This window comes from Sphingobacterium sp. GVS05A (genome assembly GCF_019969845.1).
Lineage (GTDB): Bacteria > Bacteroidota > Bacteroidia > Sphingobacteriales > Sphingobacteriaceae > Sphingobacterium.
The window spans coordinates 1,104,106-1,129,025 of sequence record NZ_JAHXYR010000001.1 but is presented as its reverse complement, the minus strand read 5'-3'; the positions used below and the strand labels follow the sequence as shown (position 1 = coordinate 1,129,025).

Here is a 24,920-nt window from a genome sequence, read left to right as displayed (position 1 = left end):
ATGGACGATGCCAATGCATAACTGGGGCTTGACCATATCCCAACTTTATATTAGATTTGGGGATAGACTCAAACTCGAAAGAGGTTTTTAAGTTTTAATCCTATGACACAGTTGGTGTTACACTCCCGAAAAAACAGATCAAGATGACGCGAAACCGTTAATAAAAAACTCCCTTCGTAAAGGGAGTTTTTTATTAACGGTTTCCTATCAATGCGCTGATAACATGTCTAATGTTTGACATCCGTTGAACTATCCTTTTGTGTGGAGTCCAATAAGGTGGTATCCTTCTGCATGCTCATCTTTTGCTGCTCACTCAAGTTATATCTTGTTTCATCGGCATCACTCGGGGCGATATTATCCGATTGTCCGCTTCCCTCCTTATTATTTTTAGAGGAATTTTTACAGGAAAACAAGACTGTACTACCTAATAGTACAATTGCAATCATAGGTATTAGTTTCTTTAATTTTTTCATATGTAATTATTTTTGTTTGCTAATCTTTATAAAATAACCCTGTTCAAGAATCTTTAGTTCAATAAAAAATGAAAAACTGTTCCAATTGCCTACAAAGACAGACAGTTTACCTGATTAAATTTTTATTATCGAGACCCGTAATTAGGACATTTTTTAGGGGAATAAATACCCTATTGACCTGCAAGAAAAAAGTTTGGACAGGGAGTCATTAAGGCTTAATTTTTCGAATAAACTAGCCTCTATTGTAGCGTTTCAGCTACAAAGCATCAAAATGCGGCCATACGTATTTTCCGCAGTTAACTGTTTAAACAAACATTAACAGCACAATTATAGCAAAATCTAGCACCCTAATTGCGCCTGTTTGGTCAAGAAAATCAATCATTTTAATAAACGAAAGATATCATGAACAATTCCAATTTAAACTTGCTGGTCGAAGAAAAAAGAAGCTTATTGAAACATTTCGCGGGAAAATTCACTACCGATCCTGACGAAAAGGAGGACTTGATTCAGGAAACACTTATTCGCGCATTGAAGTCAATCGATGACTTTATTAAGCATCCCAAATTAATGTCCTGGTTGTACGTGATCATGAAGAATGTTTACATTAATCAGTATCGCAAAGCCAAGCGAACGAATGACATTCATGAAACCTACATTGGCCTCGAAGCTTACAATACAACTGAATCGAATAAAGGTGAAAACAAGTTCGTATCAGACGATATCGAAAAGGCAATGTGCAATCTTTCTGAGGAAAATTACCAAATCTTTCAGTTATTCCTGGAAGGTTACAAATATCATGAAATTGCTTCCTATTTTGGGATGCCAGAAGGAACAATAAAGACGAGAATACATATGACACGTAAGAAATTACAAAAGCAGTTGAAAGTATATCAACTTAAATAAAACCAAATATCATTTTTATTGTTAACATAAAACAAGTCCTTCACAAAATTTGACAGTACACTAAAAAACAGCTATATGAAGTCTAAAATCATAAAATTCGATCAGCACTATATGCCGGTTTTGCTGATTATTTGTGGTGGTCCTATCGGAAAGGGAAACAACAAGGCAATCGTTCTGTCAGCTACAACCACAGCAACAAATAAAAAACAAACTAAGGGCAATATGGAAGAGGAAAAGAAACCTGCTTCTTTAAATAAAACAAAATAAAATACATGCAAAATAGAGATCACTTTAACTGAATAAAGTGATCTCTTTTTCGTCTGTGCAATCCCCCAACTGATTGATAGATCGTAGCTCCGCATTTTGCCCATTAATCAACAGGGTATAAATACCTGTCCTTCTTTTTTTTCCAACGGAAAAGTTTCTGCATCAGTTCTTAGATGGAAAGATAATTTAATCACATAAAAATCATACGACATGGAAACGATAACAATCAATGATAGTACATTAATCAATGACTTGATACAAATCAATAATGATCGTATTGCCGGGTATAAAAAAGCAATTGAAATCGCAACACGACTCCATATAGAAAGCTTAAATGGCATCTTTGTTGAATACATGAGTCAATCCGAACAATTTATTGAGGAGCTCAAACCGTATTTGGAGCAACAAGCTCAGGCGGCTACCGAGGGTACAATGGTCAGTGGCAAACTCTTTAGGATATGGATGGATATCAAATCTGTCATTTCAGGAAACGACGAAAGAAGTTTATTATCAAGTTGTGAACAAGGCGAAGATGCTTTTAAAAAAACCTATAAAGATGTTGTTGACAATCAAGATTGGGAAATTACACACGATCTATTACTTCTGATTGAAAAACAGCTCGCTATACAACTTGAAGCGCATGGATACATCAAAACATTACGGGATAATGCATCTTAATTAATCTTGCTTTTATCCGAAGACCTAAGATCCTTATTATCTCAATAAATGAGGATCTTTTTATGCCATTAAAAAAATAAAATACAGCATATTAAGCTTTAAAGCAACCTTTATGAAGATAATAAATACTAAAGGATACACAAGACGTAAAGTTAAACAAAGCTTTAAATACTTTGATGACTCAGGTAAAGCGATTACCGATACTAAGGTATTAGACAGAATAAATCATTTGGTTATTCCGCCAAACTGGAAAGCTGTCTGGATTTCAAAAAATGCGGGGAGTGATCTACAAGCTTATGGTTTTGACCAGAAGGACCGTAAACAATACATCTATCATCGCAAATTTGTTCAGCAAAAACAGACAGAGAAATTTAGGCATATTCTTTATATGGGACAGTATCTGCAAGATCTCAGAAAAATAACCTCCCGACATTTGAAACATCAGGACTGGGATATGGAAAAACTATGTGCAATTGCCTTTAAGATAATGGATAGCTCGCTTGTACGGATTGGAAACAAGCGTTATACCTTAGAAAATAAATCTTATGGGCTCAGTACACTCGAAAAAAGACATGTAAAAATAACCGACAATACGATCATATTAGCCTATAAAGGTAAAAAGGGTGTCTTTCAGGAAAAATCATGGAAAGACAAACAGCAAGCGAAATTACTGTGCGAACTACTCCAGTTTAAAGGGAAAAAGCTTTTTCAGCTTGATAAAACATCTTGTGAAAGTAGATTTTGTGGTCGCATATTCAATGCTTATCTACGGGATCATTGTCCCGGCCAGATCAGCTGTAAAGATATCCGTATCTGGGGCGCCAGCCGCGAAGCGTTCAACCTTTTATCCCAAACAAAGCAAGGGGATGATTTAAATGCACGAAAAAAGCAGCTGAATGCGGTTATAAAGACAGTCGCCAAGCAGCTGGGCAATACCAAAACAGTTTCTCAAAATTATTATATCCATCCTGCTATACAAACGACATTCATGGAAGGAAGATTTCCATTTATCAAGGAAAAACTAACGCTCAGCAAGCTAGAAAATAAACTGTTTCGTTTCCTGTTAAAATATAGCTAATCCGCTATCGCTCAAACCTAAACCATTCGGACAGGGGGTGCTTTCTATTTTCTAACCAAAAGGTTACCATTTCCATTGCAGTGACAGAAAATGTAATCCCATTGCCACCAAAACCACAGACAAAATAGCTATTTTTAAACGCCTTATGTTCACCAATATACGGCAGGCCATCTTTGGTTACCCCAAAAGTTCCAGCCCAGCTAAAATCTGCAATAAAAGGTTTACTGAAGATCTTCTGGAAAGACTTTCCTAGTTTATCCGACTTTTTGGCAATTAAGGCATCTCGCTTCTGTGGATCGCGAAACTCCTCATCCTCCCCCCCGATCAAAAATCGACCGTCATCGGTCGTTCGCATATAAAGGTAAGGGTCGGAAGTGTTCCAGATCAAAACGTCTTTGTACTGTTGATACAATGCAGAGTCCACTTCGGAGACAATTGCGAAGGTACTTAACAAGTCCACAAACTTCTCGGGAATGACCGAAGCGGTCTCATAGCCTGTACAATATATAATTTTTTTTGTGCGGATCATTGCGCCTGTAGATACTGTGACCACGGTGCTCTGCCCATTCCTTTTAACAGAGACAAGTTCCGTCTTATCAAATACCTCCAATCCCGCTTTTACATTATAAACCAATAGTTCATGAGTAAAGCAAAAAGCATCCATACTAGCGCCCTGTCCGGAAAGTATCCCACCATACGCATTCGCTAGCCCATATTGCGTTTGAATTTCGTCCGCAGATAGCCAGTTGACGGCAAATCCTGCAGATTCCCGCGCATTAAATTCCTGTTTTAGCCATGGAAGATCCTTTTTACGTGCGGCATAATATAAGGATTCCTTCGTACGAAAACCGGCTTTAGATTTGATTTTCCGTGTAAGTAAAGCAATGTCATCTATTGCTTTACTACAGGCCTTATAACTAGCAATAGCCCCCTCTTCACCGATTAGTTTCTTTAACTCATAGAGCGGTGTATCAATCTCATATTGCAACATGGAGGTTGTTGCTGCTGAGCTTCCATTAGCGATCTCCCGTTTATCAATAAGCACACAGTTCTTTCCCATCGCCATACATTGATGGGCAATGAGGGCGCCCGTGATTCCGCCACCAACAATTAAAATATCGCAGGTTTTGTCCTGATGTAGGGAAGGATAAGTCGCCAAAAGCCCATTTTTTATCAACCAAAAAGGTTCATTAGATTTTAAATCCATAATAAGTGATAAGTAAATGCCCTAATAACCAAATACGAAAGGAAAAGTTTGGATTGCTGTTTTCTGACCTTCCATTTAGCTTATTCCAACGCGTCATGACACACCATAGGCACTTCGTAGATTTGGCTTTGTCAGAAGAAGATCTTGCCAATAGATAAATTTACAATTGTTCGCATCAAACCAAATTGAATCGAATAATGTTCTTTATCAAAAAGGCATGAAAAATATTATTCCTGAACAGAAAGAAGGAAAGAAACTGGATTGCTTCGAATCCATTGATTTTGAGAGTACGGCAATGGCTGACCTAGCCTTTGATTCTGCATGTTCCAGCCTCTCGGATGTCAATCATTGGTATGAGCTAGCCACAATTCCAGCGACGACTTTTCAATTAACGAACGGTGCTGGACTGCCTATTGACCGCCCATTGGCGCTACATGACTATATAAGGCTAAATATCCCTGGACCAGGCCTTCCCAGCAGTGCCGGATATGACTGGGTCAATGTCGTTAACATCATCCAAGATTCAACGGCCGAATATAAACTATATGCCTTAACCCTAAAACCTTGCCCAGACCCACAACATCCGGAAAATAAAGATACCGCCCACTTTTTTGAAGGGGTCTCCTCCTCTACCTTTCTCGTAGAACAACGACGCAACAGCATTTTAATTCAGTATGCGGGACGAAACGAGATTATCAACGTGGAAAACCATAGCCTTGGAGACAATATCAGAAACTTAATCATTGGGATGGCTGCTAAAATAGGTGCATCTTATCCGCAGTGGAAACTGCTCGTCAAAGGTCTTGCAAACCATATCCGCGGGGAACAGAAATAAAACGAACATAGCGGAGGAAGGAAAAATACAATATATTTCCTTTAAGGCTAGTAATTTCAAATACCGAAATGCATCTAGTAAGAATATCCTATTTGATATAAATTACATTCAAATAGTGTTAATTTTTTTCGTATATTTAAGCTATATCATAAGGAGTTTTTGCGTTACGTATGAATACTGCTTTTCAATCTAACAATCAAAATACGATCAATCTTCAGCATTTTGGTAGTCTTGTTGTTTTGGATGAACAATTTACTATTGTGGCTTTGAGTGAGTTTGCAGCTGAAAAAGCTGCCCTTTCTACTTCCACACTATTGGGAACTAACTTTTTTGAAAGTTTCGCTGTAGCCTTTGGTGATGCTATTCAAAAAATTGCGACGGCCTTGAGCGAGCTACGGGAAAATGGACAATCGCGGCATATTTTACCTATTAAAATATTCCAAGAACGTGTCTATTTTAAACTTAAAATATACCAGGGCCATTTTTATATTGAATGGGAGCAACAACACAAAAAATATATATCCGCAAGAAAGATAAACGAATTCAACTTCTTACTTGACACCATCCAACCTAATAACTGGGATCGGGTTTGTTTGGCTATCAATAGATTATTGAATTACGATCGTGTTTTTGTTCTTCAGATTCAAGAAACTGGATATAGCGAAGTGATTGCCGAACATACTTCTGATGGCAAACCTTATTTTAGAGGGAAAGAATTTTCTAAAGACTTCATGCCCAAAGAGGCAATGGAATATTATAGTAACTATTCGTATCGTTATATCCCTAATGTTAAAAAAAATGACCAGAATTTTGTTTATATAGAAGACAGCATTGATACACTCTCCAGTTTGCTCTGCCCACTTCCCCATCTCCATCGTCTTTTTCTGGAAAAGATCAATGTTCAGAGCGCCTTATTTTTCCGTATTTGTATAGATGACGAATTTTGGGGGCTAGTTGTAGCTCAGCACGCAGAAGAAAAAGTGATAGATCTGCAACAACGGAAACTTTGTACTTTTGCTATTCAAGCCGCTACCAACAAATATGAAAGCCATGTTAAACAGAATCTACTTGAAAGAACAGAGCTCCTTAATAGCGCAGAAGTAGAACTAAAAAAAAGCCTATCTGAGAATAAAATGGTGAATTGTGCTTTGGTTCAGCACATAGATACCCTCATGCAATTGGTCAATGCGGACGGTTTGTCTATATTTAATCAGGGTGATGTATTTAACCATGGGCATACACCACATAAAACACTGTTTTATGAAATCATTCAATTCCTGCAAACGCATAGTGATAAAGCTTTATTCAAGGATTACAATTTTACATTAAATCATCAGAATCATTTTAAAGAAAAATTGAATTTTGCGGGTCTGATGTACCTCAAGGTCGGCATAGAAAGTGATTATTACCTTGTATGGTTCAGAAAAGCAAGCCAAAGTCGTGTCATGCAAATCCGGCAGGATCAAAAATACGGTCGAAAGCCGGATTATTTGGAGGTCTGGGAGGATGTTCGTTACGATGTGGCAAAGCCATGGAACGATGCTGAAATCAATTTTGTGCTGCGATTGAACCAGATTATCAAAGAATCTATATTTAGAAAGCTCAGAGAAAGACAGTTACTCAACGAAGAACTGTTGAGCCTGAACAATGAATTAGAAATGTTTACTTATACCCTATCGCACGATCTGAAGAACCCCTTGTCAATCTTAAAAATGGGTATACAATTTCTACAGCAACATTCCGACGATATTGATCTTTCAAAAACTAACAAATGGTATCAAAATTTCAGCAGGAGTATTTCCAATATCGAAGACATCATCAACAATATGGTCCAATTGAGTCAACACCGTGCGAGCCTTTTGGACAAAGAACCACTCCCCATGGCTTACACACTGCAGCGTATTTTCCAGGAAAACAAAACCCTTTATAATACACCTGATTGTCAGTCCTATTTTGGGCAATTACTACCGATTTGGGGCGAAAAGAGTGCCGTGTACCAGATCTTTACCAATCTTATTGTTAACGCGATCAAATATTCTGCTCAATCGGACAAACCTACTATTAAAATTGAAAGTACAAATCAGAACGATATGACTTATTATTGCATCAAGGATAATGGTATAGGCATCCCTGAGGAGCATCTGCCACATATCTATGAAATGTTTTCCCGTGCTGACAACGTCTCAGGTATTCCAGGTACAGGTATCGGACTATCCCTTGTTAAACGCGTCATGGAACGTTTGGGAGGTACAATAGAGATCGAGTCCAGAGTTGGTTTAGGAACAACAGTCCACCTATATTTCCCTATTGTGGCACCTTTTCCGGATCATATGCTCAATGATTGAATTACGTAGCTTCGGAGAATATTACTGCTATAAATCGCTCCTGAGCTAATCATATTGCTGATGATTGACGCGTTGGAGTTCTGCCCAAAAAGATCAATACTAGTTCTTCTTCGTTAATTTTCGGTAAACAACCAGGGTTATCACAAAAATAAAAATGAGAATAAAAAGCCAAATACCTGGTTCGGCATACCATTCATTTGAATTCCCAGTATTTAAGGCTTCCGTTTGTTCCGATGGTTGTGTTACTAGAGCTATTATTATAAAATTTAAAACATCAGGTACCTTCATCATAATCTATTTTGTTGATCCGACATCTATAGAACTCTCGTCATGCAGAAGTCGTTTGAATTGTATTAATTTAAACCAATTGCCCTTTGTAATTGTTCCTTTAATAAAGGTATAGTTATAAACGATATAGCAATTGTATTCAATCATCAAAACAATGGAAAAGACATTACAGCATTCGATAGTGAAACAAGGTTTGATTATTTTATATTATTTCAGCAATAGATGGTATCGTAAATGTCTCTTTACGGAAAGCCATATTCCTGCTCTAAATGCTACTAGCGCCATGAAAACGTCAATAGAGGACCTCGAAAAAACGAATACACTTACCGAAGGGGAACTTAGGTGCGATCATCAAGATGAAGACAATGACAGCAGCGATAGGCTACATCAAATTGATAAAAAGTCAGGTGGAGAAGAAAAAAGCAGTTAACCCAAAAAAATACAGATTAACCGCTAAGGTCAATCTGTAAGAACTCGTAGCTGATTGTTTTGGCTAAAATTGATGTCACGGATAAATACCATCCGTTTATCTCCGGTTTTTGTTGTTCGTCCATGGTAGACACATCGAAGTTTACCTTCGCGGTCTCTAAAGATGCTGTTATGTCCTGTACCTGACACGATCCCTCCTCTATCCGTATTTTTTTCAATAATCGGATTCGTTTGTGATTTTTCATAGCTTCCCAACGGCGATTTAGCGGTAGCATAACCAACAGCATAATTTGCTCCTGCAAAATAATTTGCAGAATACATCATATAATATTGTCCTTTTGCGTGGATTAAGAAGGATCCCTCTGTCCACCTTCTGTTAATTTCGCCAGAAAACACCGACCGGCTTTCCCATTCCGATTGTGAATCACTCATGCGCGCAGGAGGACGTATTAAAAGTACCGGCTTTCCAATCACGTGCTGCATACTACTGTCAAGCTCGATACCATAAACCCAGCTTTCCTCAATAGTATTGTACCCCCATTTAGACTTGGCCCAATCGGCAATTTCGGAGGCAACGGGATGTTCATAGCAGCAACGCGAATAAAATAAATAATTTCTATTGTCGACATCCCGAAAGACATTCGCATCAATAATAGGATATCCAGGGTCAAATAATGGTTTACCTGTCAAATCTATAAATGGTCCCAAAGGACTATCCGCTACGGCAACACCAATACGATAATTCTCCAGTTTATTTCTAGGGTTTTCCTTCCAGTGCGCACTATAATACATATAGTATTTATTATTGATGGCGTACACCTCTGGCGCCCAAAAGTCCTTGATCCCCCATCCTTTGGCCTGTTTGCCATCATACACTTTCCCAGCTTCCTTCCAATGCCTTAGATCTTTAGAACTGTATGCCATAAACCCATTTTCTGTGCCTCCCGTTCCGTATAGATAATATAGATCCGTAGGTTGATCATATAGAATAAAGGGGTCACCAAAAGCGACATCAATAGGCTCATCAGATTTGTTGAAAAGTTCAAGCAACCTGAACTTGGAATAGTCAAATTTGGGAATTGCGATACTGCTTTGTCTATCAGAAGCAAAATCAACAGGTGCGATTGCTGTACGCCTTGGAGCAACTTGAGCATCAGAATAATGCGTATGACATATATAATACCATTGCTGTCCTTTTTGAAATAAATCACCATGGCCAGTACCCGCAAACCCACTTGTATGCTGGCTCAATAAAGGATTTGTTTCAATTTTTTTCCAGGGACCATACACATTGTCTGCTACTGCAACACCTACGGCATAGTCTTTATTTCTAAAATCATTGGCTGAATAAAACATATAATAATGATTTCCTTGCTTTACCACAGTAGGTCCCTCAATGATTGACCATGTTGAACCAGCAGTATTCTCCCAAGCTTGTTCTGCATGCAAACATTCTTTTAATGTTTCTTTTTTGATTCCTGAATAATCATCTTTTAATTCAGCAACGAATATGCGATTTCCTTCAACCAGTCTCACATGAAACAAATATTTTTTACCATCGCTGTCCCTAAAAACATAGGGGTCAATCTGCTTTCCATCATCAATAAGCGTTCTGGCAATGTCCTGTTTAAAAGGACCCATCGGAGAATCACTGATAGCGATGGCAATTTGCTCATCAGCCGTATAAGCCATGTAAAATTTGCCTTGCTCCGACCAGACTTGGGGTGCCCAAAATCCTTTGGTTCCAAATACATGTTCTTTTACCAATGCAAATCCGGCTTTTGCACCAATGGGTCCTTCCCACTTTTTCAAGTCTTGAGACCGATATACTTTAAAGCCTAACTGTTTATCGCCATCACCATTTGTACCATATAAATAGTAATAACCGTTATCGTAGAATATGGTGGGATCCGCCTGAAAAATACCATTTTCTAATGTCAGTGACCTGGCAATAGAATCGGTTGGAGACGGAGCAAAAATACCATGCCCTGTCGCGTAGCTCAACGAATGTATCGCATTGAGAATAAAAAGCAATACATAAAATTTCATCTGTTTCACCTGAATACAATTTAAGTTCACAGTAAAATTGAACAAATAATTTTTATATCACAGGTGTTATTGTATCAATGAAAGATCAATTTGTATCTTTTTCTTATTATCAGGGTTAATTCAATATCCCATTTTCGAAGGCAAACTTCACTAAATGTGCTGTATTTTTCACACCCGCTTTATCAATTAAATTTTGACGGTGGCCCTCCACTGTACGCTTACTCAAAAAGATCTTATCGGCAATTTCAATATTTGTATACCCTTCAGCGATAAGCCCCAAGACTTCAAGTTCACGTTCGGAAATTTCAAAATCAGCCCGTAACCCTATCGGATGCTGCGCGTAACGTTGCCCCGAACGTATATGTTCCAAAAGCAACATGGAGATCTCTTCACTCATATATCGGCCACCAGCTGCAATGTGATTGAGCGCAAAAAGCAATTCGTTATACCCAATGTTTTTCACCAAATATCCCATAAGTCCATACTCAAACCCCTCGATGACATAATTAATCTGGTTCAACATCGACAGGATGACGACTTTTATATTTCCATATTGCTTATATAAGACCCGCAAAAGCTCTATACCATCCATTTCCTCCATGCTGATATCCGTCAAAATAATATCTGGAACTGAATCTGGATTCGATTGCAGGTAATCTAGCGCTTCCTTACCATTGGAAGCCTCCCCAACAACTTCAAAACTATCCTGGGATTCTAAAAGCAATTTAATACCATTGCGCACCACCATATGGTCTTCTACCAATAGGATTTTTATCATATCGTCTTTTTAAATAGTTAATTTAAGAATTATACCCTCTTCGAGGGTGTCACTAACAATTTGAGCACTGTAAAGCTCTGTAATTTTTATTAAACGCAATGGGCTATCCACACGTTTGGGTATCTGTAATGAATTATCTTCTTTAAAATAAGGTAACACCTTAATAAAGATCGCAAAATCGATGAGCTGCACAGATATAGAAATTGCCTGAATAGGCATTTCCTCCTTCAGATATTCAAATAGTGCTGTAAGCAACTTAAAAAGGCGAACTTGAATATGACGCTGAAGTTCCTTTAAATTTGGATCGAGAATAATATCTATGGTAAAACTCAACTTTTGTTTATAGGAAGCCACTACTTCATCAATCGCATGGAAAATCCCGAGATCATTCAAGATAGGATTATAGAGCAAGGTTGCTTTATTACGCAGCTCGATTACTAGAGAAGTCAATGAATCACGTAAACAACGTAGCTCTTCAAAATCACCATGCCTATTGGTGAAATTCTGGAGCGAAATACGCATACCATACACTTCTTGCGCAAGTTCATCCCTAAAGTAACGCCCAATACGCCCGAAATCTTCTTGTTGACTCCGGATAATGGATTTGTAAAATTCTTCTTGGTTCCCACCCCAAATCTGATTTAGATCATGTCCTTCTTCGTTTCGCTGTGATTGATCTATATATAAATTTTCGTCTTCGTTCCCCATAGTATTATACTTTTTGTGCCTATGATTAATAACCATTATCAAACTCGAACAGTTTTTAAAAACTGATAAAACGTTAAAAGATGGCTGTATAGTTTACAGTACTACGTATAAATACGTGGTACTACGGGATAAAGAATGGATTTAAATAAGGTAAACACTTGTTGTTAAAGTAAAAAACACTTTAATTTCCTCCTGGAACCTGACAGTATAACCATTGAAACACAGCACAATAAACACTGATTTTCAATCAATTACATTAGAAACAAAATTACTCAACGCGATTTTAAATTTAAAAACATTGACTTTTATCATTTTTTTCTAGCACCCTAATTGTAGTAACCTTGGCACTGATAGACACTTAAAATTGATAATATGGAAAATACAACAATCGATCAACTGTTTAAGGAAAAGAGACCTACATTAAAATATTTGGCCGCGCAATTTACAAGTGATCCAGATGAAAGAGAAGACTTGGTACAAGAAACTATGGTTAGATCATTATCTTCCATAGAAAAGTTTATAAAGCATCCTAAGCTCATGTCCTGGTTATATATCATTATGAAGAATACATATATTAACCAGTATACACGGAATAAGAGACTGGAAAATTACCGCAACGAATATATAAGCACAGGTTATGTCAATGAAATTACCCGCAATCGCGGCGAAAATAACTTTGTAGCATCGGATATTCAGCATGCGCTCAATAATTTACCAAAGGATTATTACAATGCTTTTGCGTTATTTTTGGAAGGGTTCAAATATTATGAAATTGCGGAGCATTTGCAAATACCTGAAGGAACTGTAAAGACACGTATCCATATGGCGCGCAAGTCCTTACAAAAGCAACTTAAAACCTACTCTAAGAGTATTTATTAAAAATAGCAACCCTTTATATCGTAAAGCAGGCGCTCATCGTGCCTGCTTTTTTGTTTGCCTATTTCCGATTTGATTTTTTGGGTCAACAGCAGCTCTCCCATTAATTTAGTATATTAGATTAGTTACTAACTAAATACAGATTAACAATTATAGATATATGAGAAATAAAATAAAGTTATTGTCGCTAGTTGTCAGTAGTGGTTTCCTATTGATGATATCCTGCCAGTCAGTCTCCAATGACAATCAAAACCGGATACGGGTCAGCGGCGAAGGAAAAATTAGGATAATGCCTGATCAGGTTACACTCACCATAAATACGGCATTTACAAAACCGAGGATGGTGGACGCTGTAAGGGAAACACAAAATACCGTAGATAGTGTCATTGCTATACTTGGTAAATACGGGAATAAAAAGGAAGATATAAAGACAAGCAGTGTCTCAGCCAATAAAGACTATCAATATATTGGAAATACGACTAAATTTGTCGGCTACCAAGCACAGCAGACTATCGATTTTGTTCTACATGATTTATCCAAATTCACTGAATTAACGGGAAAATTACTCGAGACAAAAATAAGCGGAATTGGTTCCATTTCATTTGCCCACTCCAAAGCCGACAGTATTCTACGAGAAGCTGACCTGATTGCCTATGACGACGCACTCAAATCTGCACAAAAGCTAGCTTCGAGAGCTGAAGTAAAAATTGGTAAACTCTTGTTCCTCTCCAATGATGGCAGTGCTTCCAATGAATCTACCGGTAACAGAACGGGCATGGCTTTAGAAACATTTAGTAAAGCTTATGGCGGGGAAGGTTTTAAAATAGCGCCAGAGGTACTCGAATTTAAAAGAACAATCTACACTGAATTTGAAATAAAATAGCATCCTCGCTATACAATACAATACAATACAATAACTCCAGCGTATAATAAAATGTCCCCAAAAGTTGCACACTTTTGGGGACATGGTATTTTCAGTATTTTTTATTGCAATTTTGCTAGAATTTGAGACTCAGCTCGGCAGCAAAATTCCTCGGCATTTGTGCGACAACCACCCCCTGTCCAGAAAAATAATGGGCATTGCCGATGTTATTCATCTTGACACCAAAACGATAGAAATCACGTTCAAGAGAGATCGAAGCATTAAGCAAGGTATAGGCTGGGAATACAAATTTCCCTGTTGTAGAATTATCAGCAGAAACCTGCTTTCCAACGTGATTGACACCAAATCCAAAACCCAGTCCCTGTAGTTTTGGAGTCTGTAACACATAGCTGATCCAAGAGTTAAAAACTTGTGCAGGACCTGCAGAAGCAGGGCGGCGCCCTTCTACCGTAGAATCGGCCCGTTGATACCGGCTATCATTATAGGTATAGCCCGTAAGAATATTCAACCCTTTGATCGGATTGGTAATCAGTTCCAATTCAACACCTTTGCTCCGTTGTTCCCCATCCTGAATTGTTATTTTAGGACCATCATTAGCTGCCAGACGAGTCATATTATTCACGACGATATCGTAATAAGAAGCCGTAAAATTAAAACGGTTATTCCAGAAATTAGTTTTGATCCCAGCTTCCCATTGATTGGCTAATTGTGGTTTCATATCCCTTTGCCCTTCTGGATTCTCTGGGGCGGGAGGTACATAGCTAAAGCTGTTCATATAGTTACCATAGGCCGACAATTTATTTTTAAGAACTTGATATACGAGCCCAAACTTGGGTGAAAGCGCCGTTTGTTTAAAGCTTCCATCCCGTTTATTTGAACTTAAATCTAACAAGCCACGGCTGTTATAATGATCCAACCGCAAGCTCAGGATAGTCGTTAGACGATCTGTCAGAGACAGTACATCGGATATATAAGCGCCATAGATGTTGCTTGAAGAATAGTTACGTTGTAGTGGTCTTGTAGACAGTTGTATTTTTTGCGAGGCCAGCTGATTGGAAATAGACAAATAACCTTTTTCTAAATCCAGCGCATTGATCGTGTCAAAGACGATAATGGATGAATTATTATTCCGTAAGGTCTGGTTCAGGTAATCTAGCCCGATTAAAATTTTATTCTTAACATTTCCGATCTGGAAACTTCCATTGAAATTTTGTTGTATACTCGTCGAGCTTCCTTCTGTATTCTGCCATTGAACATTTCTCTCGAGTAAAGCGTCACTTTCCTTGCCCCGAATAAATTGGTATTGGTACATACCTTCTGTTTTTCTAAAATTCCTCGAGATCGAGGTCTGGGAGGTCCAATTATCTGAAATTTTATAATTTACCTCACCTTTGATATTGATGGATGGGGCTTTCAGTGTGATATCATTATTCGAATAAGATCTATTCCAATCAAATCCAAGGTCTTCAGGCCTCTTTGCGATAAATTGACGTGTGCGTGTGAGAAAGATTATGGGGGTATTGGTTCCTTCGTAATTGTATATCTGCGCACCCAGATTAAACGTTAACCGATCATTGACCTCATAGCTAAACGTTGGCGCAGCAAAAAATGATTTTCTAAATTCGGAATCACGGAAACCGTTTTGGTACTGATAGGCTGTATTGAAACGAAACAGCGTCTTACGGTTGCTGGTGATAGGTCCGAATACATCGGCGGTAAGGCGATTTAAGTTGTAGCTACCAAATAAATAAGATACCTGGCCGCCGTAATAGTCCTTAGGTTTCTTCGTGACGAGGTTGACCAATCCTCCGAAAGAGGTTGCTGCTCCGCCATATAAAGTACCTGAAGGACCTTTTATAACCTCGATACGTTCCACATCCGCAGGATCAATTTCACCATTCGTATTTGCGGGGAGGCCATCCACCAAGCCTATTTTCGTTGGGAATCCACGCAGATTGTAATAAATAGCACCATCTGACCCACGGCCTGGACTTCCTTGCACTTTCACCATCCCCACAACATTTTTAACAGCCTCCGACAAATCAGTGGTCAACTGCTCTTTCATCAATTCTTTATTGACATTGGAATAGGACTGTGGGTTTTCCATATACCCCAACTGCACCTTTGCAACTTTTGAGCTATCACGTTCCAAGAATTTATTGCGTCGGTACCCATATACAGTCACCCCATCCAGATAATAATTGTTTTTAGTCCCATAGATCGTCGGAAGGACAGTTGTCTGGTTGTCAACATGAATATTTTCCCGCAATAACTCGATATCATTTAGACTGACTTGTAGAATATAATCACCTGGAGGAACATGGTCTAAATAAAATTCTCCAGCAGCGTTTGTGCGTCCCTGATAAGATGAATTTAATAGCCGGACAATGGCATCTTTGGCAACAACGAACTGGTCTACCATGATTTTGCCGGATATACGATCGGCTTTCTGGCCGAATGCTGTGAAAAACAGCAGGATTGAGACGATAAAAAGTATCGATCTTTTCATAAAAATTGTATTGGTTTTAAATTCTATTGAATACTTTATTTAGACAAATTCTAAACAAAAGTAATCTATATTTTTAAAATTCAAAACAAGCTTATAAATTCAGGCTAACAATAAATATTTCGTCATTCGGTTATAATATTTACTACAAAACCACCAAATGAATATAATTATTTCCTCACAACCCTCTTAAACAACAAAAACAGACTATTAGCACTTATTTATATTCAATAAATTTAAACCCTTTTTCCACAAAAAAGATAAAAAAAGCTGTCTAGCGCACTTATTTTTCGATCAGAAAGCCGCCCCCCTACTTCCTGTTTCATGGTATATTAATAAAAAGGCTACTCCCAGAAATTTCCAAGAGTAGCCAAAGTTTTAGATTTTTTTGGAATAATTAGGGTACGATAGTCAATATCGTATTCGTACTCCGGGCGTTAACCCCAGGATCATACATAGATTCTATTGTCGTGATTCCTGAATTAAAAATCCCCAGGTTATTCGCTTTAACCTCATACTCGTAAATGGATCTTCCCTTAGACAAACGATCCATAAAATAATTTGTTGAAGCATCTTTCGAACTGAAATAGTAGTTCTTCCGCCATTGATAACCTGAAGGACTAAACACCGGTTCTACACCGGCTGGACGGCTATCTTTCAGATGAATGTATTGCATTGGCTCATCATTAACTACCGTAATCCTAACTTTGATACGTTCCCCCAGTTTAGCTTCCTTAGATTCTACCCATTGCCCTTTTCGTTCCACTAGATATACTTTCTGAACCGAAAGTGCATTTGTAGTTGATTTTATCTGATCAAGATCAGCAAAATACTGATGCACAACTGCTCCATAAACCGTTCTTTCGTTATGATTTTGAACTTGAATATCGAGATCGGTCTGCAAATCGACTTTATCGAACTGCTTACTGACTTCGCCCAAAACAGTATTGCTTAATTCGGCCTTTTTGTTGTTAATCGAGATCTGTACCGAATTTTCAATAACAAAGTCTTTTGGATTGTTGGCCAATAACAGTGCATATATTGCATCTACAGTCATCCAGGTATTATACCAATGATTTACCTGTTTGTTATAATAGATCCATTGGGTGACTTGATTTAGCTGAGCCGGATTGTTTATTTTGTAAGCTTCCACAAGATAAGATTGCAAACTGATCTTATTGTACTGGTTTACATTACTTTTCCAGTACATTCCTTTCTGCACATCGATCACGGCCTCCTGATCAAGTCTATTCTTGATCTCCATGCTCTGCTTGCCCTGGCCAAAGATCTGGCTCACAATCCATGTTTTCGCTGCCAATCCTGCGCTCCGACCAGCGCTACTTAACGAAGAATTGACCAATTTGCGTTGCAATAACTGGAGAGAATCCTTCGGTATCGGATTAAATTCAGTCCAATATCGTCGTGCAAACAAATAGTCTATCCCCATATCAGTGCTGGCCTTTGGCGAAAATATAGCGGCATCCCGGTCGAGATATTGCGTAAGTTTTGAAGCCATCGCACGGATATCATTATTGACCAAGCTTTTGTCTAAATAGAGTACCTTACCGATGATTTCCAGCATACGGATACTAATTTCAGTATTAGCCTGTCCTCCATCAAACCATGAAAAGGAACCATCTGTGGATTGATTATTACGTATTTTTTGTTCAACAGCGTTGATTTCCGCTTGTATATCCGTTCCAAAGAACGCTGCAATTTTCTTCAATCGTTCGGCATCACCCTGTATGTCACGCAACCAAGGCATTTCTTCCATTTTGAACTCATTTAAACCGCTATTCTCTTCCAATCGGCCTTTTTTTGTATCGACATCCAATTTCTTAAAATAGTCTGTCACCGCCGGATAATGCAACTGAATATATTGGGCCATCTTAAGACCGAACCACTTACTGCTCAACTGTTCGTTGCATTCGTAAGGATAATTTTTCAAATAGTCCAGTGCGGAGAGTATTTCTAAAATGGGATTGCTTTGTACCTGGATTCTCCCCATCAGATTGTCTTTCGCACTTCCCTTTACCGTAAAATTTTTGGATTCACCGGCTTTTAGGACAATCTTTTCTGTATCGCCAATCAGTATCTTATTTGGCAGTACGGGTATTTCTACAATCTCACCATCCGAAAACTCGCCACCTGCTGCAACGATGCGGATTTGTATTGTCGGATATTCTGCCGGAATCTTTAACGACCATTCCACTGTGCTGTTATTGGATGGCTCGACACTAATGTTTTTTAGTACTGAATCGACCTGGAAAGCAGTTGAAACCACTTGATTATTTCGTGGATCGATAAGCTCTATTTTTGTATTTCCCTCAATACGTTCTTTACTCAGATTTTGAATCTGTGCCTTGATTGTTAACTGGTCATTCGTTCTAAAATAACGTGGGATATTCGGGCGCAACATCAACTGCTTTTGGGTTTGTGTAAAATAGGTCCCGCTAGCCGATGCCAGATACTGATCATGAGCAAAAAGCAGTAATTTCCATTTGGTCAACGCCTCAGGACTATCGAATTCAAAACTGATATTCCCTGCTTCATCCGTATACAAATTGGGGTAGAAGAACGCTGTTTCCTGTAGATTGGTACGGGCTTTTATATGCTGTAGTTGTTTATCTGTGGATAAATCCATTCCTCCGTCAGCTGTCCGACCATTGCCCATCCCAAACTGAGCTACTTCCTCATTTACCACCATATATTCTGCGTTTGCATCCGCCTCAACTGGAGGCTCAGAAATAAGCGCCGAAGTAGGCAATGGCGCCGTCTGCTTTGCTGCCGCAGGCATACCTCGAAGAACAATCCGTGCATCACCGTTTCTAAAACGTGGTTCCCTTGATCCAAAGTACAGTGTTGCCGCGGCACGATAAGCTTGCTCATCGATCAACTCTTCGTATGTGGCATCCCGTTCCAAGGAATTTTCACCGTAACCCTGACGGGTTGACAACAGATCATAGTTGTAAATTTCATCACGCCGATTATCCGCATAAACCCCATAGAAATTCGAAGTAAAAATGTTCCCTGAATAGGTCTGCTGTTGAAAAGCATTAATAATATAGTAGTTATTTGACCTCGGATAATATGGGTAACGAAATTGGAAAGAGCCAAAAGCGTGGCTAGCAAATGCGTCCAAAGAAGCATCATACATTGTCGCTAATACCTCGGTGGCGATGGTTTTATCCTCTTGCTTTACCGTAAAACTCCATTTTTCTTTTTGACCGGGGGTTATTTTATCCCTAAATGTTTTAGTCCGGATTGTTAGTTCCTTATTTTGTTGCGAAATAGGGATAACAATATGGGATAGCGTCATTTTATTATCCACCAAAAATAATGCATTCAGTTGCAGTTGCCCTACAACATCCTGCTCAGTCAACACAAATTGATAGCTGATACGACCATCTTTCCAACTTAATACCTTTGTCTCCAATTTTTGCGAAGCCCGCTCGCGTAACAGCAGCAATTTCCTGGCATTTTTTACATCCGTCTGCATATTGATGGTAACCTGATCACCAATTTTGTATTTGATTTTATCCAACTGGTAGGAGAAAAACTGCTGGTCGCTTAGTTTCTTATCTTTCGACCGATATAGACTAGTGTAGCTAATAGCGCGCACCGTATCCCCTTCCTGTATACTGATGGCTTCGATCTGATATCGTCCCCAATCAAATTGTAATGAGTCAAGTATGATCTTGCTCGTATCTGCGTTATCAAAATCATAACTGGCTATCTTCGTTTTTTTCTCTTCTTTTTCGAGCGAGGTCGGATCGAAATAAAGCGGAAAATACTTACTATAAAGATCTCTTGAAAGCAGGTGGTACTCTGCCCTTGCGAAACTTCCCCGATATTCATCTGTCAGCGGAAGGCTTGCCTGTTCCAATTTATAAATGTTGACCTTTCCGCTGAATTTTAATGGGAAACCATTTTGATTCTGCTTTAAGATGGTAATATCTCGCCATCTTTTTTCTTCCATCAGATTCGGCACCTGAATCTGGAGCTGCCATGGACGGGATGAATAGGCATAACCTCCAGAAGCCATCTGCATCTCCCCTGTCTGATTGATCACCTCAGCCTGGTATACCAATACATAATCTTTCAATCCTACAAATTGACGGTCCATTAATGACACGCGAATCGTAAAGTTTCCCTTAGCATCCACGGTTGTGATAGAATCGCTATGAACAATATCCTTTCCTTCCTTGGCATTATAAAACGAAACTTTATACTTCACTGCTGCGCCGATTAGCGAAACACCTGAAAGGCTCTCCGCCTTGCCAATGAATACTGCTGTGTCTTTCGAAGTATAGGTGAACTTGTTTGGCTCAAAAGTTACTTCAAATGTTGGACGTTTATATTCTTCAACCTGAAAATATTGCTGATCAAGCTGTTTAGAATCGTGAAAAATCAATAGATTATAATTTCCGTTCAATGCCTTTGATGGCAATTGGAAACTCGCATGGACAGATCCAAATAGATTCGTTGTCAAACTGATCGAGTCAATCTTCTGACGATTAGCATCCTGAAGATAGATTTTCACATTTTGCTTTTCCAGGACTTTACCCTGTTGTACATGATCATCATAAAGAATAGTCTTAAAATAGACCTTTTGCCCAGGACGGTAGATAGCTCTATCCAGCAAAGTGAGCGCACGCATATTTGTTCTTTTATTGCTCACCTCTACAGACGTAGTCCGATCTTCATAATAAACATTATTTTGCTGCTTATCCAAAGGAATCATCGCTTTTTCCCCATGAAGCAACAGCATGTGATTATGTAAGTAGGCTGCATTTTTGGGAGAATAGGTGGATTTGTAATTGAACTCGCCTGCAGCATTGGTCTTTAATTGAGTGATCAGTTTAGGCAGTGCTTTATTTCTCAATTGATAAAGTTCCACCATTTCATTTGCATAGGGAGCACCCGTTTTCCGGTTCAATAGCAAACCCGTATAGACAAATTCATTTTGATGTTTTATATTTATATTTCCAGACAAAAATGCATCAGAAACAATCAGTTGAGAAACAGCCACATCCCGATCCTGACCGTTATCTTGAAATGATTTATTATTACCGATCAAAATCGTGTAGGTACCAGCTTTAAGGGGATTAATTTTATAAATAGTATTGTGCGTTGTATAATCATTAAAGACTTTCAATACCACCTGTTCCTCATAGACCAATGGCGCATTTACTGTAGTCTGATAACTTGCGGAATCATATTTTACCGTAAAATCCTTTGCGCCCTTAGGCGTAGGACTTGTATTATAAATCCGGATATATAAAGTATCCACATTCGTGTGGTTAACCTGGAAAGGAACATATTCGTCCGTCGGTGCCGTTCTTTTATAATTTAGCCTGATGAAAGCCTTTTTTATTTCCCTTGTCAAATTATCTACATTCGAAATCCAAGGCGATTTTGGATATTCTTTTAACGCTTGTTCAAGATATGTAATTGCCTTTGTCTTTTTCCCAATATCGTTGAAACTTGCCGCCAACCGATAGAGTAAAAATGCGTTGTAGTCACTTTTATAGGTTTTTATATGTTCCAGGTAGCCTCCTTCCCGCTCTTCGATATTATTCCATTTCCAATCATAAGACATGATATAGCTGCTTGCATCTGGATAATCATTCTTGGTGCTGATTGCCAACAATTGCTTTTTAAGTTTATCCTTATCAGCCGCATTACTAGCTTTTAATGTATTCAAAAAATCCAGATATTGATAACCTAAAAAATGGTAAAGAGTGGGATTCAGACTTATATTTCGTGTTTCGACAAACAGTCCCTTCCAGCGCACTATAGGTTCCGCACTTAAACTGTTTACATCCGAAATTGAAAGACGAAAAATAGAATCGATCATACCGATTTTACCCTTTGCATCTTTTGCTACAAATTTGTTCTGGCTTTTACTTGCATATCGGTTGATATTTGAAAATAAATAAAGTGCATAAAAGTTTTGGAGAACCGATTTATCCAGCTTTTCAGCAATCCGGATATTGTCTTCAAAATGTTTCTGGATACGCAAAAAAGCGGAATCTTCAGATTGGTTTACTTCCAACACTTTCCCTTCCGCCAAAAATGCACGAACCCATTCCGCCTGGTTTCCAGAGCGTCGCGCTTCGGCTTTAATATCTGCCAATATGGGCAATGTCTGTGTGTAGTTTTTAATTGCAATGAGCCTTTCGACCTCATTCCACTTTGTCTCCACCTTGCCTGGCTTAAGCTCCTGCGAAAATCCCCAGATTGGGAGACATGTCAACAATAACCAAATGTATCTTTTCATATAATACGACGCTAAATATCTACTAAATATGAGCATTTTTTTTCTGAAAGGATGCAGTAAATAAATAGATTCCATAATCGTTTAAGAAAAAATTAAATAGCACCCTATTTAGCATCACGAAAGCGTATTTTACTTCTTTTATTTATCTTTACGATAAAATACAGCATATGGGTTATTTAAAATTTACGAGCATCTCTTTCTTTCTTGTCCTAATCTTATCCGCGTGTCAAAATAAGGCTACGAATTCAACGTCCACAAAACAAGAGGCTGCAATGGATACAACAATTCCTCCTCAGCAATCACAAGCTGAAAAAGCCCTTCCAGCTGCATCAGCACCAATGACCAATCCGACGGACTCCATGATAGATGGTCGGGTTTTAGTACCTTTTGCCTATCGGGTCTGGGATGATAACAATGTATCCAAAGTGATTAACAACAGCTGGTTGGAACTTCATCGTAAAAACGGAAAATATAACGTTGCACCAGCTAAATATACCATTACTTATGAGAAAGAAGAACCTTGTTCGGGCTTACCCACGGAAACCATAAATCCGCAAAATGATGCGTTGGTATTTTTTAACATATCCGCTATACAGAATGGTTCAGTAGACAGTATAGCGCTGCCCAATAAGATTATTCCCCCCAATAAACCGGTTGAATTTACCTATAAAAACGACCGCTATGAGTTGCGTGCTACTGGCATTGAATCCTATAAGGATGAGGATCAGAAACCCAATGCAAGATATACATTAAAGCTTTTTATCAATGGTCAGTATCAGCGGACGCTGATCGACCAGACCGCCTATCATGATACAGCGACAACGCTTGAATTTATTGGCGACCTCGATCGGGATGGTAAATTAGACTTTGTTATCTCCAGTCCCCGTGATTACGAAGAATCGAGAACAGTCATCATTCTATCTACAGCAGCATATCCATTTGTTGGTACGGCACAGTTCGATTGCTAGCTGGGCTTAAACGCTAGCTGGTCCTAGATTGTTTTGATTGTTAGGAACTTGTTTTTGCTTTCCTCTTCACTTTCGATGAATGCGAATAAACGATGTTTCATAGCAAAGGTGGCCACTGATTCGTATTTCGGTAAGGTATAGATAATCCGGTTCGCATCGGTATCGAAAATAACATAATCCATTCCATCCGGCACATCGACATACCATGCATCAAGATCTTCTTTATCGGGTCTTTCGCGATGGATCAACAGATAACGTCCGTCGCCCGAGACTTGTGTATGCTGATAATTATGGACAGATCTAAAACCAAGTTCTTCCCAAGTGATATGATGTTTCTCAATTTTTGATCTCGGATCAAAGTAACTAAAGCCCAAACCTTTTCTAAATACCACGAGGGTATCATCATCGGTAAACTGGAGCTTGCACATAAATAACTGATGATGGGATTTTTTATACGGTAGCGCGAGCGCCGTACTTGACATCGTCTTCAGATCAATGATCGAGAGCGTATCCTTCAAGGGATCATTCCAGCTTTTATAGGCAATAAGATCATCAGTCTGGTTGATGGCTAGCTCATTCGTCAATCCGGCCTCCTCCGATAATGCGATATCAACGGATTCCGCTGTCTCAAAATTATAGAGCACCAGTTTTTTCCCATTGGGATAAACAAGACTATTTTGCCTATTGAAAAAGCTGAAACTGACGGAAGCCTGTAATTCAAGATCCTTTGCATAGTCAAATTCTTTTACAATCGCTTTTTGCTGCAGATCTATAACATAAATCTTAAATAGACAGCTAAAGGCAAAATAACGATTGTCAAAACTAATCGCACAATAATGGATTGGTAGATCATGTTTCGGCCCTTTCAACCGGACTTTATACAGTACTTTATCCTGCTGTAGATTAAAGATCTGAACGCCACCTTCATAAGTCGCAACCATAATATAGTTCCCATCAGCGGAGAGGCGTAACATACTTGGATATCCAGTTATTTTAAATTTTTTCTGTATCATTTTCAGTGGCTATTATCAGTTTTAATACGTTACTTTTCTATAACCTTAAAGATAATAATATACCCAAAATACCAGATCAAAAATCAAACAATTCTGTTGTCTAAAAACGATCAAAATAAAACAGTTATTTTTTTATATATTTAATAAATAATTCATATCCAGTTAATATCAGTTTCGTTCCTTTATAATAGAATAATTAATGCAGTTAACACTTTAATGTATCAATTATGAAAACGATCAACTATTTTTTCCAACGGATTATATTTAGAATCTTTTTAGGTCGATTCAGTTCATTCTATTCACCACTAAGATTCCACAAAAATTAATTCATATTCAGGTCGGATAGCACATCC

Annotated in this window: 18 protein-coding genes; 10 read left to right on the top strand and 8 right to left on the bottom strand. The window is 38.4% G+C overall.

The genetic code is table 11. The features are described 5' to 3' along the window. Positions 1 to 227: 227 nt before the first annotated feature. Positions 228 to 473 (bottom strand): hypothetical protein, encoded by a 246-nt coding sequence (locus LC454_RS04845; protein WP_223580156.1) that lies wholly within the window; start codon positions 471 to 473, stop codon positions 228 to 230. A gap of 402 nt (positions 474 to 875) precedes the next feature. On the opposite strand from LC454_RS04845, the gene LC454_RS04840 reads away from it, so the two are divergent. The 4 genes from LC454_RS04840 (at position 876) to LC454_RS04825 (ending at position 3,399) form a co-directional block, all read left to right on the top strand. Then, positions 876 to 1,376 (top strand): RNA polymerase sigma factor, encoded by a 501-nt coding sequence (locus LC454_RS04840; protein WP_223580154.1) that lies wholly within the window; start codon positions 876 to 878, stop codon positions 1,374 to 1,376. Between the two features lie 75 nt (positions 1,377 to 1,451). After that, positions 1,452 to 1,643, top strand: coding sequence for a hypothetical protein (locus LC454_RS04835; RefSeq protein ID WP_223580152.1), 192 nt, complete (start codon positions 1,452 to 1,454; stop codon positions 1,641 to 1,643). A 210-nt stretch (positions 1,644 to 1,853) separates the two neighbouring features. Beyond that, the gene (locus LC454_RS04830; RefSeq protein WP_223580150.1) at positions 1,854 to 2,321 is read left to right on the top strand and encodes a ferritin-like domain-containing protein; all 468 of its coding nucleotides are present in this window, start codon (positions 1,854 to 1,856) and stop codon (positions 2,319 to 2,321) included. Positions 2,322 to 2,433: 112 nt separating this feature from the next. Then, positions 2,434 to 3,399 carry a DNA topoisomerase IB gene (locus tag LC454_RS04825; protein WP_223580149.1) on the top strand — a complete coding sequence of 322 codons (966 nt, stop codon included), beginning with the start codon at positions 2,434 to 2,436 and terminating at the stop codon, positions 3,397 to 3,399. Positions 3,400 to 3,403: 4 nt separating this feature from the next. Here the strand turns inward: LC454_RS04825 and LC454_RS04820 are convergent, their stop codons facing one another. Then, entirely contained in the window at positions 3,404 to 4,606 is a 1,203-nt protein-coding gene (locus LC454_RS04820) for an NAD(P)/FAD-dependent oxidoreductase (protein ID WP_223580147.1), read from the bottom strand. A gap of 217 nt (positions 4,607 to 4,823) precedes the next feature. On the opposite strand from LC454_RS04820, the gene LC454_RS04815 reads away from it, so the two are divergent. From LC454_RS04815 to LC454_RS04805, 3 genes are all read left to right on the top strand, one after another. Further along, complete coding sequence (locus LC454_RS04815) at positions 4,824 to 5,441, top strand: hypothetical protein (RefSeq protein WP_223580145.1); 618 nt, start codon at positions 4,824 to 4,826, stop codon at positions 5,439 to 5,441. A gap of 170 nt (positions 5,442 to 5,611) precedes the next feature. Then, the gene (locus LC454_RS04810; protein WP_223580143.1) at positions 5,612 to 7,786 is read left to right on the top strand and encodes an ATP-binding protein; all 2,175 of its coding nucleotides are present in this window, start codon (positions 5,612 to 5,614) and stop codon (positions 7,784 to 7,786) included. Between the two features lie 442 nt (positions 7,787 to 8,228). After that, on the top strand, positions 8,229 to 8,504 hold the full coding sequence (locus tag LC454_RS04805; RefSeq protein WP_223580142.1) for a hypothetical protein: 276 nt from the start codon (positions 8,229 to 8,231) through the stop codon (positions 8,502 to 8,504). 29 nt (positions 8,505 to 8,533) lie between these two features. On the opposite strand, the gene LC454_RS04800 is transcribed toward LC454_RS04805, so the two are convergent. The 3 genes from LC454_RS04800 to LC454_RS04790 form a co-directional block, all read right to left on the bottom strand. Beyond that, a complete protein-coding gene (locus LC454_RS04800) occupies positions 8,534 to 10,552 on the bottom strand; it encodes a glycoside hydrolase family 43 protein (RefSeq protein WP_223580177.1) in 2,019 nt (672 codons plus the stop codon). A gap of 115 nt (positions 10,553 to 10,667) precedes the next feature. Next, positions 10,668 to 11,330, bottom strand: coding sequence for a response regulator transcription factor (locus LC454_RS04795; protein ID WP_223580140.1), 663 nt, complete (start codon positions 11,328 to 11,330; stop codon positions 10,668 to 10,670). A 9-nt stretch (positions 11,331 to 11,339) separates the two neighbouring features. Then, positions 11,340 to 12,038, bottom strand: coding sequence for a hypothetical protein (locus LC454_RS04790; protein WP_223580138.1), 699 nt, complete (start codon positions 12,036 to 12,038; stop codon positions 11,340 to 11,342). Positions 12,039 to 12,410: 372 nt separating this feature from the next. Between LC454_RS04790 and LC454_RS04785 the strand changes: the two genes are divergently transcribed. Both LC454_RS04785 and LC454_RS04780 read left to right on the top strand, forming a co-directional pair. Then, positions 12,411 to 12,917 carry an RNA polymerase sigma factor gene (locus LC454_RS04785; RefSeq protein ID WP_120257900.1) on the top strand — a complete coding sequence of 169 codons (507 nt, stop codon included), beginning with the start codon at positions 12,411 to 12,413 and terminating at the stop codon, positions 12,915 to 12,917. A gap of 157 nt (positions 12,918 to 13,074) precedes the next feature. Beyond that, positions 13,075 to 13,797 (top strand): SIMPL domain-containing protein, encoded by a 723-nt coding sequence (locus LC454_RS04780; protein ID WP_223580136.1) that lies wholly within the window; start codon positions 13,075 to 13,077, stop codon positions 13,795 to 13,797. Between the two features lie 115 nt (positions 13,798 to 13,912). Here the strand turns inward: LC454_RS04780 and LC454_RS04775 are convergent, their stop codons facing one another. Then, positions 13,913 to 16,306: a TonB-dependent siderophore receptor gene (locus LC454_RS04775; RefSeq protein WP_223580126.1), complete on the bottom strand. Its 2,394-nt coding sequence runs from the start codon at positions 16,304 to 16,306 to the stop codon at positions 13,913 to 13,915. 394 nt (positions 16,307 to 16,700) lie between these two features. Further along, a complete protein-coding gene (locus LC454_RS04770; RefSeq protein WP_223580124.1) occupies positions 16,701 to 22,586 on the bottom strand; it encodes an MG2 domain-containing protein in 5,886 nt (1,961 codons plus the stop codon). Between the two features lie 272 nt (positions 22,587 to 22,858). Between LC454_RS04770 and LC454_RS04765 the strand changes: the two genes are divergently transcribed. After that, entirely contained in the window at positions 22,859 to 23,554 is a 696-nt protein-coding gene (locus LC454_RS04765; RefSeq protein ID WP_223580122.1) for an FG-GAP repeat protein, read from the top strand. Between the two features lie 23 nt (positions 23,555 to 23,577). On the opposite strand, the gene LC454_RS04760 is transcribed toward LC454_RS04765, so the two are convergent. Next, positions 23,578 to 24,567 carry a hypothetical protein gene (locus tag LC454_RS04760; protein ID WP_223580120.1) on the bottom strand — a complete coding sequence of 330 codons (990 nt, stop codon included), beginning with the start codon at positions 24,565 to 24,567 and terminating at the stop codon, positions 23,578 to 23,580. Between the last annotated feature and the right edge of the window lie 353 nt (positions 24,568 to 24,920).

Excerpts from the sequence above, each read along its gene's own strand:
- LC454_RS04845 (WP_223580156.1), bottom strand. The coding sequence starts at position 473 with ATGAAAAAATTAAAGAAACTAATACCTATGATTGCAATTGTACTATTA.
- LC454_RS04840 (WP_223580154.1), top strand. The coding sequence starts at position 876 with ATGAACAATTCCAATTTAAACTTGCTGGTCGAAGAAAAAAGAAGCTTA.
- LC454_RS04835 (WP_223580152.1), top strand. The coding sequence starts at position 1,452 with ATGAAGTCTAAAATCATAAAATTCGATCAGCACTATATGCCGGTTTTG.
- LC454_RS04830 (WP_223580150.1), top strand. The coding sequence starts at position 1,854 with ATGGAAACGATAACAATCAATGATAGTACATTAATCAATGACTTGATA.
- LC454_RS04825 (WP_223580149.1), top strand. The coding sequence starts at position 2,434 with ATGAAGATAATAAATACTAAAGGATACACAAGACGTAAAGTTAAACAA.
- LC454_RS04820 (WP_223580147.1), bottom strand. The coding sequence starts at position 4,606 with ATGGATTTAAAATCTAATGAACCTTTTTGGTTGATAAAAAATGGGCTT.
- LC454_RS04815 (WP_223580145.1), top strand. The coding sequence starts at position 4,824 with ATGAAAAATATTATTCCTGAACAGAAAGAAGGAAAGAAACTGGATTGC.
- LC454_RS04810 (WP_223580143.1), top strand. The coding sequence starts at position 5,612 with ATGAATACTGCTTTTCAATCTAACAATCAAAATACGATCAATCTTCAG.
- LC454_RS04805 (WP_223580142.1), top strand. The coding sequence starts at position 8,229 with ATGGAAAAGACATTACAGCATTCGATAGTGAAACAAGGTTTGATTATT.
- LC454_RS04800 (WP_223580177.1), bottom strand. The coding sequence starts at position 10,552 with ATGAAATTTTATGTATTGCTTTTTATTCTCAATGCGATACATTCGTTG.
- LC454_RS04795 (WP_223580140.1), bottom strand. The coding sequence starts at position 11,330 with ATGATAAAAATCCTATTGGTAGAAGACCATATGGTGGTGCGCAATGGT.
- LC454_RS04790 (WP_223580138.1), bottom strand. The coding sequence starts at position 12,038 with ATGGGGAACGAAGACGAAAATTTATATATAGATCAATCACAGCGAAAC.
- LC454_RS04785 (WP_120257900.1), top strand. The coding sequence starts at position 12,411 with ATGGAAAATACAACAATCGATCAACTGTTTAAGGAAAAGAGACCTACA.
- LC454_RS04780 (WP_223580136.1), top strand. The coding sequence starts at position 13,075 with ATGAGAAATAAAATAAAGTTATTGTCGCTAGTTGTCAGTAGTGGTTTC.
- LC454_RS04775 (WP_223580126.1), bottom strand. The coding sequence starts at position 16,306 with ATGAAAAGATCGATACTTTTTATCGTCTCAATCCTGCTGTTTTTCACA.
- LC454_RS04770 (WP_223580124.1), bottom strand. The coding sequence starts at position 22,586 with ATGAAAAGATACATTTGGTTATTGTTGACATGTCTCCCAATCTGGGGA.
- LC454_RS04765 (WP_223580122.1), top strand. The coding sequence starts at position 22,859 with ATGGATACAACAATTCCTCCTCAGCAATCACAAGCTGAAAAAGCCCTT.
- LC454_RS04760 (WP_223580120.1), bottom strand. The coding sequence starts at position 24,567 with ATGATACAGAAAAAATTTAAAATAACTGGATATCCAAGTATGTTACGC.